We start from the raw sequence: 19,548 nt of genomic DNA on the forward strand, positions 1-19,548 counted from the left end.
GACACGGGGTGATTACGGTGGAGGGGTGGCGTCCGAACCCCAGCAGCTGCCAGCCGTCCACGAGGCGTGGCTTCCGCGCGAGCACGCGTTGCACCGTCCCCGCCACGGTGGCAGGCAGCTGACCGCGCTGATCAGCGCGCTTCTGTTCTTCACCACCCCCACGCTCCTGTGGGTGTTCGGCGTGCGGCCGGGCGAGATCGAGAACCACAAGCTCGCCAGCTTCCCCGGGCTGGACCGTGGCTGGGGTTTCTTCACCGACATGCCGACCTGGGCGATCGACCAGCTGTCGTTCCGGCCGGGCGCGATCGCCGCCGCCGACGCGATCAGCCGCGGCGTCTTCGGCGAGGGCGCCCCGCTCGACCAGCCGCCACCGCAGCAGCAGGCGGGCCCGATCCCCGCGCCGCCGGCACCGTCGCCGTCCAAGACCGCGCCCACCCAGGGGCCGACGCCGAACGCCGCGTCCGGCTACCGCCGTGTCGTGCAGGGCCGCGACGGCTGGCTGTACTACGGCTACGACGCCGACGCGAAATGCGATCCGTCCCGTCCGCTGCCCGAGACCATCGCCAAGATCAACGAGCTGCGGCGCGCGGTCGAGCAGTCCGGGAGGCGGTTCGAGCTCGTCGTCGCGCCGGACAAGTCGACGATGGTCCCGCAGTTCCTGCCGGACACGTACCCGGGCAAGGACTGCTCGCGGTCGGCCGAGGCGTCCACCTGGCACCGGATGCTCAAGGACGCCCGCGCGATCGACCTGCGGCCGGAACTCCGCGCGTCCGAGGGCCGCGTGCAGCATCCGATCTACCCGCCGAACGACACCCACTGGGCCGACGAGGGCGCCCTGGTGATGACGCGCGCCATCGCGAACGCCATCAAACCGGGGGTCACGCAGACCTGGGTCAGCGTTCCCGTCGGCCAGTACGACACCGTCGCCGATCTGCCGCCGCTGATCAGCAAGCAGGGCACGAAGACGAACACGCTGTACAGCCTCCGCCCGGACGGCGTCGTCGAGCGCGCGGGCGAGCCGAACGGCGACATCGACCGGCCCGTCTACCGCACGGCGAGCCCGTTGATCGGGACCGTGGACGACAAGATCCTGATCTACGGCGACTCGTTCACGAAGGCGTCTTCGCGGTATCTCTCTGGCGCGTTCACGAACCTGACGATGCTGGCGCACTTCACGCAGAAGACGTCGCAGGCCGAGGCCGTCGACGCTTTCGTGAACGCGAACGTCGTGGTCGTCGAGGCCGTGGAGCGCAGTGTGGCCGGCGGTCAGCTCGCCTTCATCGACCCGAATTTCCTCGAACCGCTGAAGAAGGCGCTCGCCGAGAACCCGATCCGCTAGCGCAGGGCCGGCCGCGCGGTCGCCGTCGGCTCGACGCGGACCCGCGACGTACGCCCGCGCAGCCACGCGATGAGACGACAGACCAGGTAGATCACGAACGAGATCGTCGTGACGAACGCGCTCACCGGCTTCCCCGGCGCGAGCGAGAGGATGATCCCGCCGAGCGCGGCGATCTCCGCGAACACGATCGACAGCACGGTCGCCTTCCACGGGCTCGCCGTGACCCGCGCGGCCGCCGCGGCCGGGGTCACCATCAGCGAGACGACCAGCAGCGCGCCGACGATCTGCACGCCGAGCGCGCTCGAGATGCCGACCAGCACCGCGAAGATCAGCGACAGCAGCCGCACCGGCACGCCGCGTGCCGTCGCGACCGCCGGGTCGACCGTGGCGAACAGCAGCGGCCGGTAGATCACCGCGAGCACCACCAGTACGAAGACCGACGCGCCGACGAGCAGGTTCAGGTTGGTCGAGTCGATGGTGATGATCTGCCCGACGAGGATGCCGAACTTGTTGGCGCTGCGGCCTTCGTAGAACGACAGCAGCAGGACACCCATGCCGAGGCCGAAGGCGAGGATCACGCCGATCACGGAGTCGCGTTCGGACTCGCGACCGCCGAGGATCCCGATCAGCAGGGCGGCGATGACCGCGCCCGCGAGGCCGCCGAGTTCGACGCCGACGCCCAGCAGCAGCGCGCCCGCGGCGCCGGTGAAGGCCAGTTCGGCGGTGCCGTGCACGGCGAACGACATCCGCCGCATGACCACCAGCGGGCCGAGCACGCCGGCCACCAGGCCGAGGACGGCGGCCGCGAGCAAAGCCGTCTGCACGAAATCGAGGCCGAGGAGTTCGCCGGTCAGGGCGAAGTCGAACATCTTGTCCACGGCGTTATCCGAGAACCCGCGACCGCGATCGCGTCGCCAGGGCGCGAGTTCGCGTCATCGAGCGCGTTGATTCACCAAGACGCCCTGCCGCCCCGATCGCGGGGCCTCCGGCCAGGACGGGTTCTGCGTGTGGTCCAGGCCGCACGAATGACCTCACTTCGTCTACCACTTCCGCTACGAAACCTGTTCGTCGATGTGGTGGGGTTCGTCCTCGCACAACGCGCTCTGCGCCCCGGCGACGTGGATCTGCCCGCCGACCTTGAGCACCTCGATCCGCGTCCCGTACAGCTCGGACAGCGTCTCCGAGTTCATCACCTCGTCCGGTTTGCCGACCCGGAACTGGCCGTTCACCAGATAGAGCACCCGGTCCACATAGGACAGGATCGGGTTGATCTCGTGGGTGACGAACAGGACGGCGGTGTCCGCCGAACGCCGCCGCTCGTCGATCAGCTCGCTGACCGCGCGCTGGTGCGCGAGGTCGAGGGAGAGCAGCGGCTCGTCGCACAGCAGGACTTCGGGGTCGCCGACCAGCGATTGCGCGACGCGGAGCCGCTGCTGCTCGCCGCCGGAAAGCCGCCCGACCGGCTGCTTCGCGTACGCCTGGGCGCCGACGGACTCGATCGCCTTCGCCACCAGCTGACGCCGCTTCGAAATCCCGAAGAGCCCGGTGCCCCACCGGTGCCCGTCCAGGCCGAGGCCGACCAGGTCCACCCCGCGCATCGTCAGGCCCTCGTCGAGGGCGCGCTGCTGCGGGATGTAGCCGATCCGCCGGTTGGTCCCGCCGGGGCGCCGCCCCGCGATCTCGACGGTGCCCTCGGGCAGCCCCTGCTGGCCGAGCAGCACCTTGAGCAGGCTGCTCTTCCCGGAGCCGTTGGGCCCGAGGATCGCGAGGAACTCGCCGGGTTCGACGTCGAGGTCGAGCCCGGACCAGAGGGTCCTGGCGCCGAAGGCGAGGCTCGCCCCGCGGACACGGACCGCGGGGCGGGCTTCGGCGGGTACGGAGGTCACTACTTCAGTGCTCCGGCCAGCGCGTCCACTTCCTTGGTCATCCATGCAATGTAGTCGGTCACACCCTGCGGGAGCGTTTCGGTGACGTCGACGACCGCGATACCGGCGTTCTTGGCGTCGCCGACGACCTGCTGGGTGACCGGGGTGGTGGTCTGCGCGTTGTTGATCAGGGCCTTGACCTGCTTGCCGGAGATCAGCTGCTTGACCTCGTTGAGCGCGGCGGCGGGCACGTCCTGCTCCGCTTCCACGGCCTCGGCGAAGGCGGGCGGAGTCGCGTCGGTGACCTTCGCGCTGTCGAGCAGGTAGTGCGCGACGGGCTCGGTCGCGACCACCTTGGCGTTCGAGGCGCCCAGGCCCGAGACCTTCTTCAGCAGCTCCTGGGTCTTGCCCTTGAACGCGGTCGCGTTGGCGGTGAAGGCGTCCTTCGAGGCGGGCTGGATCTCGCCGAGCTTCGCGGCGACCTGGTCGGCGATCTTCTCGACGCCGGGGAGGCTGTACCAGACGTGCTCGTTCTCGTTGCCGGTCGCGGCGATGTCGACGGCGACCAGCTTCTGCGCGCCGGTGGCCTGGTCGGCGAGCTTCGAGAAGAACTCGTCGTAGCCGCCGCCGTTGGACAGCGTCAGCTTCGCGTTCTTCGCGGCGATGGCGTCGCTCGCGGTGGTCTCGTAGGAGTGCGGGTCGGCCGAGGGGTCGTGGATGATCGAGGTGACCTCGACCTTGTCGCCGCCGACGGCGGTCACGACGCTGCCCCAGACGTCGGTCGAGGCGACGACCTTGATCTTCTCGCCACCCGGGTTCGCGGCGGACGCGTTCGGCGAACCGGAGCCCGTCGACGCCTTGTCGCTCGACGCGCAAGCCGTCGCGCCGAGCGCGAGGACGGCCAGGGCCGACACGGCCGCGAAAACACTCTTAGTACGGCGGGAATTCATTTACTGCACTCCTGCGGATGCCCAGGCCAGGTGTCACCGATGCCGGGTAATGGAAACCGTTGTCAGATTCAACTGTACCCCATCCGGATGACGGTGCCCCCCGTCCAGGCGCGAGCTGTACCCAGGGTCACTCTGAATCGAGACCTGCCACACGTCGGGTGATGCTTCTGCAAAACGTTCTGAACCGTTACGGTTTGCGGATGGGCCGTCCTATCCGCACCAGGAGGCAGGCGACACTGGCGTCGTTGGCCGCAGAGCTCGGTGTGTCGAGGACCACCGTCTCCAACGCCTACAACCGACCCGACCAGCTGTCCCCTGAGCTGCGCCGCCGCGTCCTCGAGACCGCGCGCCGCCTCGGCTACCCGGGCCCGGACCCGGTGGCCCGTTCACTGCGGACGCGCAAAGCCGGCGCTGTGGGTCTTTTGCTCACCGAAAACCTCTCCTACGCCTTCCGCGACCCCGCCGCCGTCGGCGTGCTCGAAGGGCTCGCGCTGGCCTGCGAGGACGCGGGCGTCGGCCTGCACCTCGTCCCGGCGAGCCCGGGCCGCGAGGACGTCGCGGCCGTGCACCGCGCCGGCGTCGACGGCTTCGTCGTCTACTCGGTGCCCGACGACGACCCGCATCTGGGCGCCGTGCTGGAGCGTCCGGTGCCGACGGTGATCGTCGACCAGCCGCGCGTGGACGGCGTCGACCGGGTCGGCCCGGACGACGCGGCCGCGGTCACCGCCATGGCCGAGCACCTCATCTCGCTCGGACACCGGCAGATCGGCGTGCTGTGCATGCGGCTGGCCCGCGAGCGCAACGACGACTTCGTCTCCATCCAGCGGCAGAGCGCCGCCCACTTCCACGTCCAGCGGATCCGGCTGGAGGCGCTGGCCGCCGCGTTCTCGGCGGCCGGGGTCGACTGGGCGACCGTTCCGGTGGTCGAGCGCTTCGACCACACCGTGGACGACGGCGCGTCGGCCGCACGCCAGCTTCTGGACGCGTATCCGCAGGTCACGGCCGTGATCTGCACCTCGGACATCCTCGCCCTCGGCGCGCTGGCCGAGGCGGAGCGCCGTGGGCTGCGGGTGCCACAGGATCTGACGGTCACCGGCTTCGACGGCATCACCGAGGCCGAGCGTTCCGGGCTCACCACGGTCCACCAGCCGGTACTCGAAAAGGGGAAGGCGGCGGGCAAGCTGCTGCTCAGCTCCGCCGACCGGGTCGGGCCGAAGGTGATCACGCTGCCGACGGAACTCCGGGTCGGGCGCACGTCCGCGCCGCCGCGAACGGCCGAAGAACGCTGGTTCGGGCCGTGATCCGCGCCCGCACGCGTTGCCGTCGCCCCGCGCGTCGGTTCCAATGAACACGTGACCTCAATCGACGTACTGCTCAAGCGAAACCAGGAGCTGGGTGATGTCACTCCTGGTGACCGCTCGTCTCCGAGGCCATCGCTCCACGTGACGATCCTGACCTGCATGGACGCCCGTATCCGGGTGTTCGAGATCTTCGGCCTGATCCAGGGTGAAGCACACATCCTGCGCAACGCGGGCGGCGTCGTCACCGACGACATGATCCGCTCGCTCGCGCTCAGCCAGCGGAAGCTCGGCACGCGTGAGGTGCTGATCGTGCAGCACACCGACTGCGGCCTGTCCATGGTCACCGAGGACGACTTCAAGGACGAACTCGAAGCCGCCAGCGGCCTGCGTCCGACGTGGTCGGTCGAGGCGTTCCGGGTGGTGGAGGACAGCGTGCGCCGGTCGGTGCAGCGGGTCCGGCGCAGCGACTTCCTGGCACATACGGACAACGTGCGCGGGTTCGTCTACGACGTGAAGCTGGGCCGCCTGACCGAGGTCGAGTAAGGGTTTTAAGCTGACACAGTGGGCGTCGACGCGGATGTGCTGACCGAATGGTTCGACGAAGTGGGGCGCGATTTGCCCTGGCGTGAGCCGGAATGCTCCGCTTGGGGCGTGCTCGTCAGCGAGATCATGTTGCAGCAGACCCCGGTCGCGCGCGTCCAGCCGATCTGGCTCGAATGGATGGCGCGCTGGCCGGTGCCGTCGGCGCTGGCGGCGTCGTCGCAGGGCGAGGTCGTGCGTGCCTGGGGCAAACTCGGCTACCCGCGGCGCGCGCTGCGGCTGCACGCCGCGGCGGCCGTCATCGCCGCCGAACACGGCGACGTCGTTCCGTCCGATGTGGACACTCTGCTCGCGTTGCCGGGGATCGGCGCGTACACCGCCCGCGCGGTCGCGGCCTTCGCCTACGGCAAGCGGGCGCCGGTGGTGGACACGAACGTCCGGCGCGTCGTCGCCAGGGCGGTGCACGGCGCGGGTGACGCCGGGCCGCCGTCGAACACCCGCGACATGGCCGACGTCGAGGCGCTGCTCCCGCCGGAGGACGCGCCCGCCGCGAAGCTCTCCGCGGCACTGATGGAACTCGGCGCGCTCGTCTGCACCGCGCGCTCGCCGCGCTGCGCGGACTGCCCGATCTACGAAGACTGCGCGTGGCAGCGCGCGGGCAAACCCGCTTACGCCGGGCCCGCGAAGCAGGTCCAGAAGTTCGCCGGCACCGACCGTCAGGTGCGCGGTTTGCTGCTCGACGTCCTGCGCGGCAGCGAAGGACCGGTCGAGAAGGCGCGGCTCGATCTCGTGTGGGACGAATCCGGGCAGCGTGACCGTTGCCTCGACTCCCTGCTCGTCGACGGCCTCCTCGAACAGACCCGGGACGGTCTGTTCGCGCTCCCTGGCGAACACTAACGCATTACGACAAAAGTTGGTCAATGGTTGTCATCGGCGCGATGGCGGGTTAGTTTTCCGGCCAACGCGCATGATGGGAGTTACGCCCGTGGCCGACTTCGACCGACGTACCGCGCTCAAGGGCGGCCTGACGGTAAGCGCCGTCGGGCTACTGGGGACAGCGACGACTTCCGCCGCCGAAGCGGCTTCCGGGGTGGCGGAACCCAAGATCCACGACACGACGGCCTGGAACGCCCGCCCGCCGGCCGGGGCGATCGAGGTGCAGAACCACAAACCGACGTACATCGTCGTGCACCACACGGTCGATCCGGGGAACGTCACCGACTACACGCTCGAACACGCCTTCTGGGCGTCGCGTTCGATCCAGAACTTCCACATGGACACCCGTGGCTGGATCGACACCGGCCAGCAGTTCACGAACAGCCGCGGCGGGCACATCACCGAAGGGCGGCACCGCAGCCTGGAGATCCTGCGCGGTGGGACCCGGCACGTGCTGGGCGCGAACGTGGGCAACAACAACAGCACCTGCATCGGCATCGAGAACGAGGGCCTCTACAGCAAAGAGGACGTCACGCCCGCGCTCTGGGACTCGCTGGTGAAGCTGGTCGCGTACATCGCGTCGCAATACGGGATCTCGCCGGAGTTCATCAAGGGACACCGGGATTTCAACTCGACCGAATGCCCGGGAACGGTGCTGTACAACCGGCTTCCCGAGCTGCGCACCGAGGTCGGCAAGCTGCTGGGCACCGCGTCACCCAAGGTGGACCTGCCGGAGTGGCCGCTGCTCAAACCCGGCGACTCCGGGCCTCGTGTGCGGACGGCGCAGGAACTCCTGCGGGCACGCGGTTTCGCCGTCCCGGTCGACGGCTTGTTCGGACAGTCCACAAAGGACGCGGTCGCCGCGGTGGCGGCTCGCAACGGGCTGGAACGCGATGCCTGCGGTGCGACGGCGGCGACCGACGAGACCGGGTTCCTCGGCTCCGACGTCTGGCCGCTCATCGTCGGCTCCGGCACCGATCTAAGGGCACTGAAAGCACGACTCGCCGGCTGAACAGCAGGGGCACGAGGATCAACACGGCCGCGCACCACGGGAGCGACGACGTTCCCAGCGGCAGCAGCAGCCCGCCGACGAGGGCTCCCCCGGCGACGGCGCCGTTCCAGGCCGCGATCGTGAGCGACTGGGCGGCGTCGGCCGTGGGTCCCGCGAGCAAGGCGGTGACGGCCTGGAACGCGGTCGGCGCGCCGCCGAATCCCAGGCCCCACAGGCCCGCGGCGGCCAGCACCAGTCCGTGGACGCCGTCGCTGATCCCCAGCAGGAGGATGGCGGCCGCGGTCACGGCGGCGCAGGACACGAGCACCGCGCGCGGACGGCTGTCGAGCGCGGAGCCGACCGCGACCAGGCCACCCACCGTGGCGCAGCCGAACACCAGCAGCGCCGCGCCCGGCATCGGTGCCGCGTCGAGCCCGGCGAGCACCGGCCCGATGTAGGTGTAGGCCACGTTGTGCCCCAACGAGAACAGCGCCACCGTCGCCAGCACGGGACGCATCCCCGGCAGCCGTGACGCCGCCAGCGGCCGGGTGGGCCGCGACGCTTCCGGGGGCACGGCGGGGACCACGGCGGAAACCCAGGCCAGCAGCGGCACGGAGATCAGCGCCATCGCGGCGAACGCCCAGCGCCAGTCGGCGAATTCACCCAGCGCGGTACCCGCGGGCACGCCCAGCGCGAAGCCGATCGGCGTGCCGGACATCGCGACGGCCAGCGCGCGTCCGGTGAGTCCCGCCGGGGCGAGCCGCATCGCGTAACCCGCGACGAGCGACCACATCACCCCGGTCAGCGCACCGGAAACCACCCGTGTCGCCAGGATCAGCGGATACGACGAGGACACGGCGATCACCAGATTCGTCGCCAGGAAGCCGAAGATCAGCGCCAGGAGCAAGCGTTTGCGCGGCACCCGGAGGGTCGCGCCCGTGAGCGGGATGGCGGTGAGCGCGGTCGTGATCGCGTAGACCGTCACCAGCTGCCCGGTGGCCGACGGCGAGACGCCCAGGTCCTCGGACATGCCCAGCAGCAGACCGGCGGGGAGCACTTCGGTGAGGCAACCGAGGAACACCGTGGTCGTCAGCGCGAGCAGCGCCGGGAGGGGCAGCATGCCTCGACGATCTCTTCTGCCGGGGGACGCGGATAGTCCCTGGCGGGTATGCCTCGCGGTTATCGGCCGGGATAACCCGGCGGCATGACCGGCTGGCAGTGCCGCGCGCCGCGCGGGCGTACGCACGATGACCGGGCATCCTCCCCAGTCAGAGAGAAGGCTCGTTCATGACCGTGCGGATTCGGTGGCAGGAGCCACTGTGCACCGCGTTGCTCGCCACCACGATGCTCGGCGCCTGCCCGGCTTCGGCGGTGGCCAAGCCGGCCCCCGGCAGCGACGGGTACGTGCACGTCTCACCCGACGGCACCGTCCTCGGACCCGATCCTTACTACCCGAAGGACGGCAACGGCGGTTACGACGTCGACCAGTACTCACTCGCGTTGGACTACGCGCCGTACTCGATGTTCTTAAGTGGCAAGGCGACCATCACCGCGACCGCCACCCAGGACCTGGACCGGTTCGACCTCGATCTGCGTGGTCTCACCGTCCGGTCGGTCACCGTCGACGGCGTGGCCGCGACCTTCCGCCGGGAGGGTGAACACGAGCTGGTGATCACGCCGCGCACCCCGCTGGCCAACGGTGCCCGGTTCACCGTGGTGGTCGGTTACGACGGGCGTCCGGAACCGATCGCCACGGCGCGGGGACGGGTCGGCTGGCTGGCCGCGTACGGCGATTCCGCCGTCGCCACCGGGCAGCCGCGTTCGGCGATGACCTGGTTCCCCGTCAACGGCACCGAAGTCGACAAGGCGACCCTGCGCGTCTCCGTCACCGTCCTGGACGAATTCTCCGTGCTGGGCAACGGTTTCCAGGTCTCCGACGTGCCCGCCGGCGTCGGGCGGCACACCGTCACCTGGTCGGAGGAAACCGCGCTCGCGCCGAGCACGGCGATGCTCGGCATCGGCCGCTGGGAGGTCGAGAGGATCACCCTTCCCGGTGGGCGGACCGCGATCAACGCCTACCACCCGTGCGCCGTGGACAAGCGGAAGATCGGCGGGCGGCTGCCCGAGGTGCTGGAATTCCTCACCGGGAAGTTCGGCGACTACCCGCAGTCGGCGGCGGGCGGGCTGTTCCTCGACCGCTCCCTCGGTTACACGCACGGCGCCCAGACCAGGCCGGTCTACGGCCGCGCCGCCACGATCGCCGATCTGGTGTACGCGAGCGCGTACCAATGGTGGGGAGTCGGGGTGAGCGGCAAGATGTGGCGCGACGCGCTGATGCCCGAGTCCATCGCGCGGTACGCGGTGTGGCTGTGGGACGAGAAGAACGGCGTCGATCCGGATCGTCGCTACCGCGAGATGGTGACGAAGGTGCGCGACGACGCGGCTTTCTGGACTCCGAAGCTCACCGATCCGGGTAAGGGCGCCGAATTCGCGCCCACGACCAAAGCGGTGCTGATGGTGCACGCGCTGCGCCGTCTCGTCGGCGACGACGCGTTCTTCCAGATCCTGGCGGGCTTCCCGGTGATCAACCCGCAGGGGAACCAGAACTGGCACGACTTCGAGCTCTACGTCTCCGCGATGACGCAACGCGATCTCGGCGAGTTCACTCACGCCTGGCTGGACGGTACGGTGCGGCCGCCGGACTCGCTCCTCTTCCCGGGGAGCTGAACGACCTCGTGAGTGGTGAGGACGGCGGGTTGCGAAAGCCACTTTCGCAACCTTCAACGTTGCGAAAGTGGCTTTCGCAACATCGGCCGTGACCGGGCCCGGTACCCGTCCTGGCGATCATGTCACGAAAGCCACTTTCGAGACGTCTGATGTCCCGAAAGTGGCTTTCGCGACACATCGCCGGTGGTTCTCTTGAGGGGTCGTGCTCGCGGGCGGGTCGGCGGTGGGGCGAAGGCTCCCTTCGCCGCGTCTAATCCGGTGAAGGGAGCCTTCACCCCGGTCACCCGCCCGCGCCGACCACCCCGCCGCCAGCGCCCGTGTCGCGAAACCCACTTTCGCGACGCGTTCGACAGGTGGAAGAGCGCGGTGACCCCTTGGTGTCCCTTGTGGACGGTGGGCCGCGTACCACACGTCACCTTTGCCTCACCACTCACGAGGCCCGGCCAGGTATTCCGCATAAACGGGCGCCGTCCGCGCCTCCGCCCAGTAAGCGTCGACCACCGCGGAGAGCAGCTCTTCCCGCCGTCCCGCCACGAACGTCTCCTTGTTCCAAGCGAGAACATGCCTGCGCGGCAACACATCCCCGCGCAGCGGCCGTGTCACGACGCCGTGGTCGCCCGGATCGCAGATCGGCTGGGACAGCCCGATCGCGCCCGCCTTCACCACCAGCAGCGCCACCTGCTGCGAAGTCACCTGATGAGTGAACGACGGCGTGAAGCCGTGCCGCGCGCAGGTGTCGGCGAAGTACTTGGTGAACGTGGCCGCCGACGAATCGGACACCATCACCCACGATTCGTCCCGCAGGTCGCACAGGTCGACGACCTTCCGCCGCGCCAACGGATGGAAGGCGGGCAGCAGGACGAAGGTCGGCTCGGTCACCACCACCGCGGTGTCCACGTTCGCGGGGATTTCGAGCTCGTAGCCCGGATAGTCCTTGACCAGCGCCACTTCCGCGCGGCGCTGGGCCAGCAGCGGCAACAGCCGCTCGGGATGGTCGTCGTGCACGACCTGCACCTCGGAGACCTCCGGCCACAACCGGGTCACCAGCGACGGAAGACACGCCACCAGCGCGCTCGCCACCGCGGCCACCCGGACCACGGCGGGCGGACCGCTGGGGCAGACGCGCTGCTCGATGTCTTCGAGCAGTTTGTCCAGCTGTGGCAGCAAAGCGGCGGTGCGGCGCAACAGCAGCTCCCCCATCGGAGTCGGTGTCACGCCGCCTTCGCTCCGGTCGAACAGCTGGTACCCCAGCATGTTCTCCAGCCGTTTGAGTTGCGCGGAAACCGCGGGCTGGGTGACGCCCAGCGCGATCGCGGCACGGGAAAGGCTGCCCGTGTCCGCGATCGCCCGGATCACCCGCAGGTGGTGGACATCCAGCTGTACGACGTCGAACTCCTTTGTCACGAACGGGTTTTCGACCCGCCGGAAGAAGTCGTGGCCGCGGGAACCGCCGCGGCCGTGGTCCGTCTGCCGAGAAGAACATACAGCAGAAAAGCCGCGAAAACGGAGTTCACCGTGGGAATTCCCCACGGCAGCCAGATCCCCACCGCCGCACCTGCCGCCCAGCAGATCAACGCGGCGGGAACCCAGGACGGGCAGGTGGGCGGCAGTTCCCCCGACGCGCGGGTGGCGTCCAGCTCCGGTTTCCAGCGCCGGACCACGTAGTACTCGGCGATCACCACCCCCGCCACCGGCGGCGTGAGCACGCCGACCCAGGTCAGGAAGGTGGTGAAGTGATCGAGGATGCCGATCGCGGAAAGCACCGTGCCGAGGCCGCCGAGCAGCAGGGTCGCGGTGGTGCGGTCCAGCCGCCGGGACAGCAGCACCTGCACGGCGTTCACCAGCCCGAGCGAGGACGAGTAGAGGTTCCAGTCGTTGATCTTCAGGATCGCGGTGACCAGGATCAGCGTGCCCAGCACCCCGGACGACGAGGTGATGATCCCGACCACGTCGGCGCTTTTCGCCGCGTGCGCGAGCAGCACCCCGATCAGGCCGATCAGGTACTGGCCGAGGGTGACGCTGACCAGGGTCTGTTTCACCACGTCGGACGCGGTCCGGTTGAACCGGGTCATGTCCGGCGTCATGATCGCGCCCATGATGAAGGCGCCCGCCACCAGCGTGGTGCCCTGCGCCAGCGACATCGACGGCCCCGGCGGCGGCCCGGCCATCAGCGCGGGCAGCGAATGGTCGCCGAGCGCCGAGATGATCGAAAACCCGGCCAGTGCCAGGAAAGCGGGCACTGTCAGATACGCCGTCCACGCCATCGCGTGGAAGCCGAACACGACGATCGCGGTGACCAGCGCGCCGCCCGCGAGCGCCCACACCCACACCGGCGGGCCGCCCATCAACGCGTGCAGACCGTGGGCGAAGACGTCGTTCTGCACCCCGAACCAGCCGGCCAGGCTCACCGTCATCAGGAGCCCGACCAGCGACGATCCGCCGGTGCCGAACCCGGCCCAGCGCGCGAGCACCGACGTCGAAAGCCCTTCCCGCGTGCCGGCGACCCCCATCAGGATGGTGATGATCTCCAGCAGTACGGAGCCGATCGTGATGGCGAGAACCGCGTCCCAGAACGTCATCCCGAACCCCAGTACCGCGCCGAGCAGGAACTGATGGAACGAGGAAACCTGCCCGAACCGTTGCAGCGCGACGGAAACCCAGGAGTAGCGGCGTTCGGCGGGCACCCGGCGCAGGGAGAAGTCGTCGTGTTCCACGCTCACTCCACCCGTTCCGGGACGGCTTGTTCGAGGACGACGAAACCCTGGCCCGGCAACGGCCGCCACGAGAGTTCGCCGCGATAGAGCCGTTCGAGGAAGCCGACCCGCTGGTGATAGGCGAACACGGAGCTTTCGACGCCCGCCACGGCGACGGTGCCGACGAACATCGGCAACTCGGCGAGGAAGTACCGGACGGCGCTGCGCAGCTGGTCACGCGTGGGGTGTTCACCTTCGGGCAGGCGCCGGTCCAGCACCCAGCCCGTGGCGCCGAGGCACTGCTCGGCGAACTCCGGATCGGTGGCGAACCGTTGGTGTGCCTCGGAAAGCAAGCCGAGATACGCGCTGTCGGCCTCCAACGCCGCGGCGTCCAGTATCAGGGTGTGCGGATCCGCGGGGCAGACCTGCTGTAGCGCGCGGACGATCTTGTTACGCGTGTAATTGCCCTGTCGTTGCGCCTTTTGCGCGGCGCGGACCGGGTCGTAACCGAGCGCTTCGAGGGTGAACGCGGACGGGCCGTCCGGGACGAAGAAATGGAATCCCCGAAAGGCCGACATGGCCCAGCGGGCGAGATCGGCGATACGTTCCACCGTGAAATGGCTGTTGAACGGGCTGACGCCGAGACAAACGTGCTCGGCCCGCGCCAGCGGATCGGCGCAATGCTCCGTGAGTGGCAGTGGTCGCGGCAAGACGGCTCCTGATTCGCGTGATCTGCGGGGCGTCGACCGAACGTAGCCACGGCACTCCCGCGCGGGTATTGCCGGAGAATGTTGTCACCGGGTTATGAGAAATCGGCTGTCTCTACTTTCGGGGGTGCCGGGCGCGAACCGGTCGCGGTATACGAAGTCATGGAGATTCAGGTTCGGCATCTTCGCGTGATCTGTGAGATCGCCGCCGCCGGCAGTCTCAATCGTGCCGCGGCCGGGCTGGGACTCGGGCAACCCGCACTCAGCCACCAGTTGCGCCGGATCGAGCGGATGGTCGGCGGTCCGCTGTTCCACCGCGACCAGCACGGGGTGCGGCCCACCGAACTCGGTGCCCTGATCCTGCGGCGGGCGCGGGCGATCGTGCTCACCTTCGACGAACTGGAGCACGACTTCCACCGGCAGGAACCCGAGACGGGCCAATCGATCCGGATCGGCTGGAACGACAGCGCCATCACGGGTTCACTGCTCGGCGGCCTGCGCGATCTGCGTCCGGGCGAACCGTTCCGCACGCGCGCCGACACTTCGCGCACGCGGCTGCTCGCGCAGGTCGCGAACCGGGGCATCGACCTGGCGCTGATCATGATCTGCGGCCGTCGCGGTCTCCCCGTGCCGCCGGAGGTGCGGACGCTGACGCTGGTCGAGGAGCCGTCTTTCGTCGCCATCCCCGCGGAACATCCGCTCGCCGGCGAAGAGGAGATCGAGCTCGCCGAACTCGCCGGGGAGGACTGGATCGTGTCGAGCGGCGGCGACGGCTGCCGGGTGGTGTTCCGCGAAATGTGTCTCGCGCACGGTTTCGATCCGCGGATCACCCACGACGTCGACATCGACACCGCACGGGAAGACCTGGTCAGTGGCGGGTACGGGGTCGGACTGGTCCAGCCGACCCGGCCACCGGCGGACGGGCTGGCCATCCGGCCGCTGGCGGGCGCGCCGATGTGCGTGCGGCATGTGCTGGCGTGGCGGGAAGACGGTCCGTGCGCGCACGGGGTCCCGGAACTCGCCACCGAGGCGAGGGCGGGCTATTGGCGGCTCGCCGAACGGACGGCGTCGTATCGCTCCTGGTTGCACCGCCACGGAAGGGTGGCCGCCGGATAACCCCTCGGCATGCCGAGGCGGCACTAGAGCGTGTCCCGCGAGGCGGCCGACGATGTGGATCGTCAATCACGGTCGCCGAAAGAAGGGGCACCATGCTGCCGTTGATCACCCGTACGGAACTGCTTTCCCGGATGGAGTCCGGTTCGGTGGTCGTGGTCGACACGATGCCGGTCGCCTATTTCGACAAGGAACATCTGCCGGAAGCACGCAACATTCCGGGTTTCCCGTACGAACGAGCCGCCGAATTCACCGACCGGCTGGCACCCGTGGTGCTTCCGGACAAGGCCGCCGCGATCGTCGTCTATTGCGCGAACACGCCGTGCCGCAACAGCGAATTCGTCGGACGGCGGCTGCTGGAACTCGGATACACGAACGTCCGCAAGTACCGCGAAGGCATCGAAGACTGGGTCGCGAACGATCTTCCGACCTGGTCTTCGTCCTGAAAGGAGATCGTCTTGTCCAAGGTCAAACGATTCGTCTGCGTGCTGGCCGGTGCGCTGGCACTCGTCACCGGATTCGGCGGCGGTGTGGCTTCGGCCGCACCGAAGGCCGAGAACGTGATGACGGTGACTTCGGCCAACTACGCCGAAGTCATGAACATCTCGAAGCAGAAGCTGGTCATCATGGACTTCGGCGCGACCTGGTGCCCGCCGTGCCGCCAGATGAAACCGGTGATCGAGCGGCTCGCCGGTGAATACGGCGGGCGGTTCCTGCTGGGCGAGGTCGACGTCGACCAGAGCCGTGACCTGTCCACCCGGTACAACATCCGCTACCTCCCGACGCTGGTCGGCGTCCGCAACGCCGCCGAACTGCCGTCGTCGCGGAACATCGGTTACCCGGGCGAAGCGCGGTTGCGCGCCTGGATCGACGCTCAGCTCGCGAAGGGCTGACCGATGACGTCGGAGAGAAACGCTTCGACGGCACCGAGGTAGGTCTCCGGCGCTTCGTCGTGCACCACGTGCCCGGCGCCTTGGACGACGATGTGCCGTCCGAGGCCGCCGGGCACGCGGGCGGCCAGTTCGGCCTGCTGGCCGTGCGGCATCGCGGTGCGTTCGCCCTCGATCGCGAGCAGCGGACACTTGACGCGTTCGACGAACTCCCAGAAATCACGCCGTCCCCACTCGGCCGCGATCTCGTACAGGTCCGTGAGCGACGCGATCAGGTGATAGCCGTCTTCGCGTTCCTCGACGCATTCGATGAAGTAGTCGCCGGTGTCGCCGAAGAACTCGCGCACGTGGGCCAGCGACCGGAACGGGACCGGCCACGACTCGAAGTACCCGCGCCAGGTGTCCACGGTCCGGCCGCGCTGATCCGGCGCGAAGTCCTCGCAGACCACGGCGCGGACGAGTTCGGGATGCCGGGCCGCGGTGACCCACGCGTGCAGGCCGCCCATCGAGTGTCCGATCAGGATCGCCGGTTCGCCGAAGGTCCGCAGCACCTCGGCGACGTCGTCGGCGAACCGTTCGGTGCGCCAGGGCCCGCCGCGCGGCCCGCGTCCGTGGCCGCGCGCGTCGAGGCCGTGGACACGCCCGTACGGTTCGAGCCTTCGCGCGACCCGCCACCACGTCGTCGCCCTGCCCATCAGCCCGTGCAGCAGGACGATCGGCGGCCCTTCACCGCCGAAAGTGACCAACCCGTCGCGCTGAATCACCACTAAGCTCCCCTCCATGCGCAGCCGTGTCCCCGCCGCCGGTCTGGTTCTGGGGGTCGTCTGCGCCCTGATTATCGGCTGCAGTGCCGATCCTCCTCCGGCCACGCCCCCTCCTCCGCCGCCGATGAACCCGGCGCCGGGCGCTTCGGGCGCGGGCGACCCGTACTACCCGATGGACGGAAACGGCGGCTACGACGCGACCGAATACCAGGTCGGGATCACTTACGACCCCGCGAAAGGGCGTCTCGACGGCGACACCACGGTGATCGCGAAAGCGACCCAAGACCTCAATCGGTACAACTTGGACTTACGCGGCTTGACGGTCCAATCCGTTGAAGTGGACGGGAAACCGGCGAAGTTCGCGCGCGAGGGCGAATTCGAACTGGTGGTGACGCCCGCCGAGCCGATCCGGAACGGGACCTCCTTCCGCACGAAGGTCCTCTACGGCGGCGACCCGTCGGCGACGCCCAAGGCGGGCGGCAGCGAGAACGGCTGGCAGAAGTCGAAGGACGGCGGCGCGTTCATCGTCGGCGAGCCGCATTCGGCGTCGTTCTGGTATCCCGTCAACGAAACCCCGCGCGACAAGGCGATGTTCACCCTCAACGCCCGCGTGCCGGACGGCTGGACCGTCATCTCGAACGGACGCGAGATCCAGAAGACCGCGGCGAACGGCTGGACGACGACGTCCTGGCAGGAACGCACCCCCGTGGCGGCGTACCTGACCACGGTGGCGATCGACAAGTTCACCGTCGACCGGATGGCGCTCCCGGACGGGACGCCGGTGGTCAACGCGTACGCGCCGGGCGCCGAGGACCGGCGAGACACGGGCAGGCGGCTGCCGGAGATCATCGGCTTCCTGAGCTCGAAGTTCGGGCCGTACCCGGTGGACGCGGCGGGCGGCATCTATCTCGACGAGGACATCCACTTCTCGCTGGAGACCCAGACCAGGCCGACCTACGCGAAATGGGCCGACCTGATCACCGTGGTGCACGAAACCGCACACCAGTGGTTCGGCGATTCGGTGACGCTGGATTCGTGGTCGGACATCTGCCTCAACGAATGTCTCGCGTCGTACGCGCAATGGCTGTGGCAGGAGTCGCGGGACAACGAGGACCTGGACGTCCGTTATCGCGCCGCACTGGAGATCATGCGGGGCAGCACCGATTTCTGGAAGCCTAAGCTGGTCGGCATGGGGGCCGGGCAGGAATTCCGCGGCGTCTACGACAAGGGGATCCTGGCCGTCCACGCGCTGCGGCGGAAGATCGGCGAAGGAGCTTTCGCGCGGCTGCTGAAGGAATGGCCGGCGGCGCATCGGAACGCCAACGCGAGCTGGGCGGATTTCGAGGCGTTCACGATCAAGCTTTCGGAGCAGGACCTGCGGCCGTTCTTCGACGCGTGGTTCCACGGGACGACGATCCCGCCGGACGCCGAACTCCTCCCAGGCACCCTGCGCGGCTGACCCACCCCACTCCCGCATTTAGTCCTCTAAATGCGGTCTTGCGGGGCACTCAGCCCACGCATTTAGTCCTCTGAATGCGGGGTCGGGTAGTCCGGCAGGTCGATGCCGTTCACGACGTCCCGCATCTTCCGCGAGGCCAGGGCGGCGAACGGCTTCAGCCGCATGACCCGCATCGCCAGGTACCGCATCCGCAACCCTGTCCGCGACTTCGCGAAGATCGACTCCGCGTTCTCCCGCCCCAGCTCCTGGGTCTTCTCGACGAACTCACGCATGACGGCTTCGTAGCGCTTCAGCCCGGTGTCGAGACCGGCGGCGAGTTCCCCGGCGAGCACGTACGCCCCGACGAAAGCCAGGCTCGTGCCCTGCCCGGACAGCGGCGAGGGACAGAAAGCGGCGTCGCCCAGCAGCCCGACACGGCCGCGCGACCAGGAGTCCATGACCACCTGGGCGCACGAGTCGAAGTAGAAGTCGGGCGCCTCGTCCATCCGGTCCAGCAGCCAGGGCGCTTCCCACTCCATCCCGGCGGCGAACCGGCGGACCAGCGCCTTCTGCGCTTCGACATCGCGGTAGTCGTAGTCGATTTCCGGCGACGCGAACCCGAAGTACGCCATCGCCTCGTCGCCGTCGCGGACGCCGCGGATCCCGGCGGCCCGGCCGACGTCGTCGTAGCCGACGGCCCAGTTCCGCAGGCCTAGGTGGTTCGGCACGGTGAAGAACGCCAGGTAGGAGCCCAGATGCCGGACGAACCTGGATTCCTCGCCGAAGGCCAGCGCCCGCACGCCCGAATGCAGCCCGTCCGCCCCGATGACCAGGTCGAACGTCGCCCTCGAACCACTCGCGAAGGTGACGTCGACGCCGTCGGCCCGCTCGTCCAGCGCGGTGATCCGGTCGCCGAAGACGTACTCCGTCCGCTCCCTGGTCGCTTCGTAGAGCACTTCGGTCAGGTCGCCGCGGAGGATCTCGATCTCCGCGACGACACCGTCGCCGTCGAAGTCGTCGGCGCGGATGGTGGCCTTCGTGCGGTTCTTCCGGTCGACGAGCGTCTCGCCCTTCGTGTCCGTGCAGGCCGCGCGGATACGTTCGTCGAGCCCCATCCGGCGGGCGACCTCCTTGGCCGTTCCGCGCAGGTCGACGGCCTGGCCGCCGGGGCGCAACGACGGCGCGCGCTCCACGACGGTCACCTGGAAGCCGTACCGGGTCAGCCAGAAGGCCAAGGCCGGTCCGGCGACGCTCGCTCCGGAGATGAGGATCTTGGTGTCAGCCATCGTCTGGA

19 protein-coding genes are annotated in these 19,548 nt (G+C 69.0%); 10 read left to right on the plus strand and 9 right to left on the minus strand.

Annotated elements, in window-relative coordinates:
- The first annotated feature begins 25 nt into the window (after positions 1-25).
- Positions 26-1,339 (plus strand): hypothetical protein, encoded by a 1,314-nt coding sequence (locus tag AB8M46_RS08355; RefSeq protein WP_037335304.1) that lies wholly within the window; start codon positions 26-28, stop codon positions 1,337-1,339.
- On the opposite strand, the gene AB8M46_RS08360 is transcribed toward AB8M46_RS08355, so the two are convergent.
- The 3 genes from AB8M46_RS08360 to AB8M46_RS08370 form a co-directional block, all read right to left on the minus strand.
- Complete coding sequence (locus AB8M46_RS08360; RefSeq protein WP_378424960.1) at positions 1,336-2,217, minus strand: metal ABC transporter permease; 882 nt, start codon at positions 2,215-2,217, stop codon at positions 1,336-1,338. The genes AB8M46_RS08355 and AB8M46_RS08360 overlap by 4 nt on opposite strands.
- A gap of 174 nt (positions 2,218-2,391) precedes the next feature.
- Positions 2,392-3,225, minus strand: coding sequence for a metal ABC transporter ATP-binding protein (locus tag AB8M46_RS08365; protein ID WP_360125195.1), 834 nt, complete (start codon positions 3,223-3,225; stop codon positions 2,392-2,394).
- Entirely contained in the window at positions 3,225-4,154 is a 930-nt protein-coding gene (locus AB8M46_RS08370) for a metal ABC transporter solute-binding protein, Zn/Mn family (RefSeq protein ID WP_073845555.1), read from the minus strand. The genes AB8M46_RS08365 and AB8M46_RS08370 overlap by 1 nt, the downstream gene beginning before the upstream one ends.
- 200 nt (positions 4,155-4,354) lie before the next feature.
- Between AB8M46_RS08370 and AB8M46_RS08375 the strand changes: the two genes are divergently transcribed.
- The 4 genes from AB8M46_RS08375 to AB8M46_RS08390 all read left to right on the plus strand — a co-directional run bounded on the left by AB8M46_RS08375 (position 4,355) and on the right by AB8M46_RS08390 (position 7,943).
- The gene (locus AB8M46_RS08375; protein ID WP_037336281.1) at positions 4,355-5,455 is read left to right on the plus strand and encodes a LacI family DNA-binding transcriptional regulator; all 1,101 of its coding nucleotides are present in this window, start codon (positions 4,355-4,357) and stop codon (positions 5,453-5,455) included.
- 51 nt (positions 5,456-5,506) lie between these two features.
- Positions 5,507-5,998, plus strand: coding sequence for a carbonic anhydrase (locus AB8M46_RS08380; RefSeq protein WP_037335294.1), 492 nt, complete (start codon positions 5,507-5,509; stop codon positions 5,996-5,998).
- Positions 5,999-6,016: 18 nt separating this feature from the next.
- A complete protein-coding gene (locus AB8M46_RS08385) occupies positions 6,017-6,892 on the plus strand; it encodes an A/G-specific adenine glycosylase (RefSeq protein ID WP_037335292.1) in 876 nt (291 codons plus the stop codon).
- An 88-nt stretch (positions 6,893-6,980) separates the two neighbouring features.
- A complete protein-coding gene (locus AB8M46_RS08390) occupies positions 6,981-7,943 on the plus strand; it encodes an N-acetylmuramoyl-L-alanine amidase (protein WP_152610845.1) in 963 nt (320 codons plus the stop codon).
- Here the strand turns inward: AB8M46_RS08390 and AB8M46_RS08395 are convergent.
- The gene (locus AB8M46_RS08395) at positions 7,888-9,042 is read right to left on the minus strand and encodes an MFS transporter (protein WP_394359990.1); all 1,155 of its coding nucleotides are present in this window, start codon (positions 9,040-9,042) and stop codon (positions 7,888-7,890) included. The genes AB8M46_RS08390 and AB8M46_RS08395 overlap by 56 nt on opposite strands.
- A gap of 167 nt (positions 9,043-9,209) precedes the next feature.
- Here AB8M46_RS08395 and AB8M46_RS08400 point away from each other — a divergent pair, with 167 nt between their 5' ends.
- Entirely contained in the window at positions 9,210-10,649 is a 1,440-nt protein-coding gene (locus AB8M46_RS08400; protein WP_394359991.1) for a M1 family metallopeptidase, read from the plus strand.
- A gap of 423 nt (positions 10,650-11,072) precedes the next feature.
- Here the strand turns inward: AB8M46_RS08400 and AB8M46_RS08405 are convergent, their stop codons facing one another.
- From AB8M46_RS08405 to AB8M46_RS08415, 3 genes are read right to left on the minus strand one after another with little or no spacing between them, the layout of a single operon-like run.
- Entirely contained in the window at positions 11,073-12,053 is a 981-nt protein-coding gene (locus tag AB8M46_RS08405; RefSeq protein WP_394359992.1) for a LysR family transcriptional regulator, read from the minus strand.
- Positions 12,050-13,363: a purine-cytosine permease family protein gene (locus AB8M46_RS08410; protein WP_394359993.1), complete on the minus strand. Its 1,314-nt coding sequence runs from the start codon at positions 13,361-13,363 to the stop codon at positions 12,050-12,052. The genes AB8M46_RS08405 and AB8M46_RS08410 overlap by 4 nt, the downstream gene beginning before the upstream one ends.
- Positions 13,364-13,365: 2 nt before the next feature.
- Positions 13,366-14,052 carry a tRNA-dependent cyclodipeptide synthase gene (locus AB8M46_RS08415; RefSeq protein WP_125733225.1) on the minus strand — a complete coding sequence of 229 codons (687 nt, stop codon included), beginning with the start codon at positions 14,050-14,052 and terminating at the stop codon, positions 13,366-13,368.
- 159 nt (positions 14,053-14,211) lie between these two features.
- Between AB8M46_RS08415 and AB8M46_RS08420 the strand changes: the two genes are divergently transcribed.
- The 3 genes from AB8M46_RS08420 to AB8M46_RS08430 all read left to right on the plus strand — a co-directional run bounded on the left by AB8M46_RS08420 (position 14,212) and on the right by AB8M46_RS08430 (position 16,055).
- Positions 14,212-15,165, plus strand: coding sequence for a LysR family transcriptional regulator (locus AB8M46_RS08420; protein ID WP_125733224.1), 954 nt, complete (start codon positions 14,212-14,214; stop codon positions 15,163-15,165).
- Positions 15,166-15,257: 92 nt separating this feature from the next.
- Positions 15,258-15,608: a rhodanese-like domain-containing protein gene (locus tag AB8M46_RS08425; protein ID WP_037335273.1), complete on the plus strand. Its 351-nt coding sequence runs from the start codon at positions 15,258-15,260 to the stop codon at positions 15,606-15,608.
- 12 nt (positions 15,609-15,620) lie between these two features.
- Complete coding sequence (locus tag AB8M46_RS08430) at positions 15,621-16,055, plus strand: co-chaperone YbbN (protein WP_037335271.1); 435 nt, start codon at positions 15,621-15,623, stop codon at positions 16,053-16,055.
- On the opposite strand, the gene AB8M46_RS08435 is transcribed toward AB8M46_RS08430, so the two are convergent.
- Entirely contained in the window at positions 16,037-16,834 is a 798-nt protein-coding gene (locus AB8M46_RS08435; RefSeq protein WP_394359994.1) for an alpha/beta fold hydrolase, read from the minus strand. The genes AB8M46_RS08430 and AB8M46_RS08435 overlap by 19 nt on opposite strands.
- On the opposite strand from AB8M46_RS08435, the gene AB8M46_RS08440 reads away from it, so the two are divergent.
- The gene (locus tag AB8M46_RS08440; RefSeq protein ID WP_037335269.1) at positions 16,833-18,275 is read left to right on the plus strand and encodes a M1 family metallopeptidase; all 1,443 of its coding nucleotides are present in this window, start codon (positions 16,833-16,835) and stop codon (positions 18,273-18,275) included. The two genes, AB8M46_RS08435 and AB8M46_RS08440, sit on opposite strands and share 2 nt — an antisense overlap.
- Before the next feature lie 62 nt (positions 18,276-18,337).
- Here AB8M46_RS08440 and AB8M46_RS08445 read toward each other — a convergent pair whose 3' ends face one another.
- The gene (locus AB8M46_RS08445) at positions 18,338-19,540 is read right to left on the minus strand and encodes an FAD-dependent monooxygenase (protein WP_394359995.1); all 1,203 of its coding nucleotides are present in this window, start codon (positions 19,538-19,540) and stop codon (positions 18,338-18,340) included.
- Positions 19,541-19,548: the final 8 nt, after the last annotated feature.

Source organism: Amycolatopsis sp. SB7-3 (assembly GCF_041021335.1).
Classification (GTDB): domain Bacteria; phylum Actinomycetota; class Actinomycetes; order Mycobacteriales; family Pseudonocardiaceae; genus Amycolatopsis; species Amycolatopsis japonica.

Bases quoted from the DNA above. Each gene is read 5' to 3' on its own strand.
- AB8M46_RS08395 (WP_394359990.1), bottom strand. From the start codon at position 9,042: ATGCTGCCCCTCCCGGCGCTGCTCGCGCTGACGACCACGGTGTTCCTC.
- AB8M46_RS08400 (WP_394359991.1), top strand. From the start codon at position 9,210: ATGACCGTGCGGATTCGGTGGCAGGAGCCACTGTGCACCGCGTTGCTC.
- AB8M46_RS08445 (WP_394359995.1), bottom strand. From the start codon at position 19,540: ATGGCTGACACCAAGATCCTCATCTCCGGAGCGAGCGTCGCCGGACCG.
- AB8M46_RS08375 (WP_037336281.1), top strand. From the start codon at position 4,355: ATGGGCCGTCCTATCCGCACCAGGAGGCAGGCGACACTGGCGTCGTTG.
- AB8M46_RS08440 (WP_037335269.1), top strand. From the start codon at position 16,833: ATGCGCAGCCGTGTCCCCGCCGCCGGTCTGGTTCTGGGGGTCGTCTGC.
- AB8M46_RS08370 (WP_073845555.1), bottom strand. From the start codon at position 4,154: ATGAATTCCCGCCGTACTAAGAGTGTTTTCGCGGCCGTGTCGGCCCTG.
- AB8M46_RS08435 (WP_394359994.1), bottom strand. From the start codon at position 16,834: ATGGAGGGGAGCTTAGTGGTGATTCAGCGCGACGGGTTGGTCACTTTC.
- AB8M46_RS08420 (WP_125733224.1), top strand. From the start codon at position 14,212: ATGGAGATTCAGGTTCGGCATCTTCGCGTGATCTGTGAGATCGCCGCC.
- AB8M46_RS08425 (WP_037335273.1), top strand. From the start codon at position 15,258: ATGCTGCCGTTGATCACCCGTACGGAACTGCTTTCCCGGATGGAGTCC.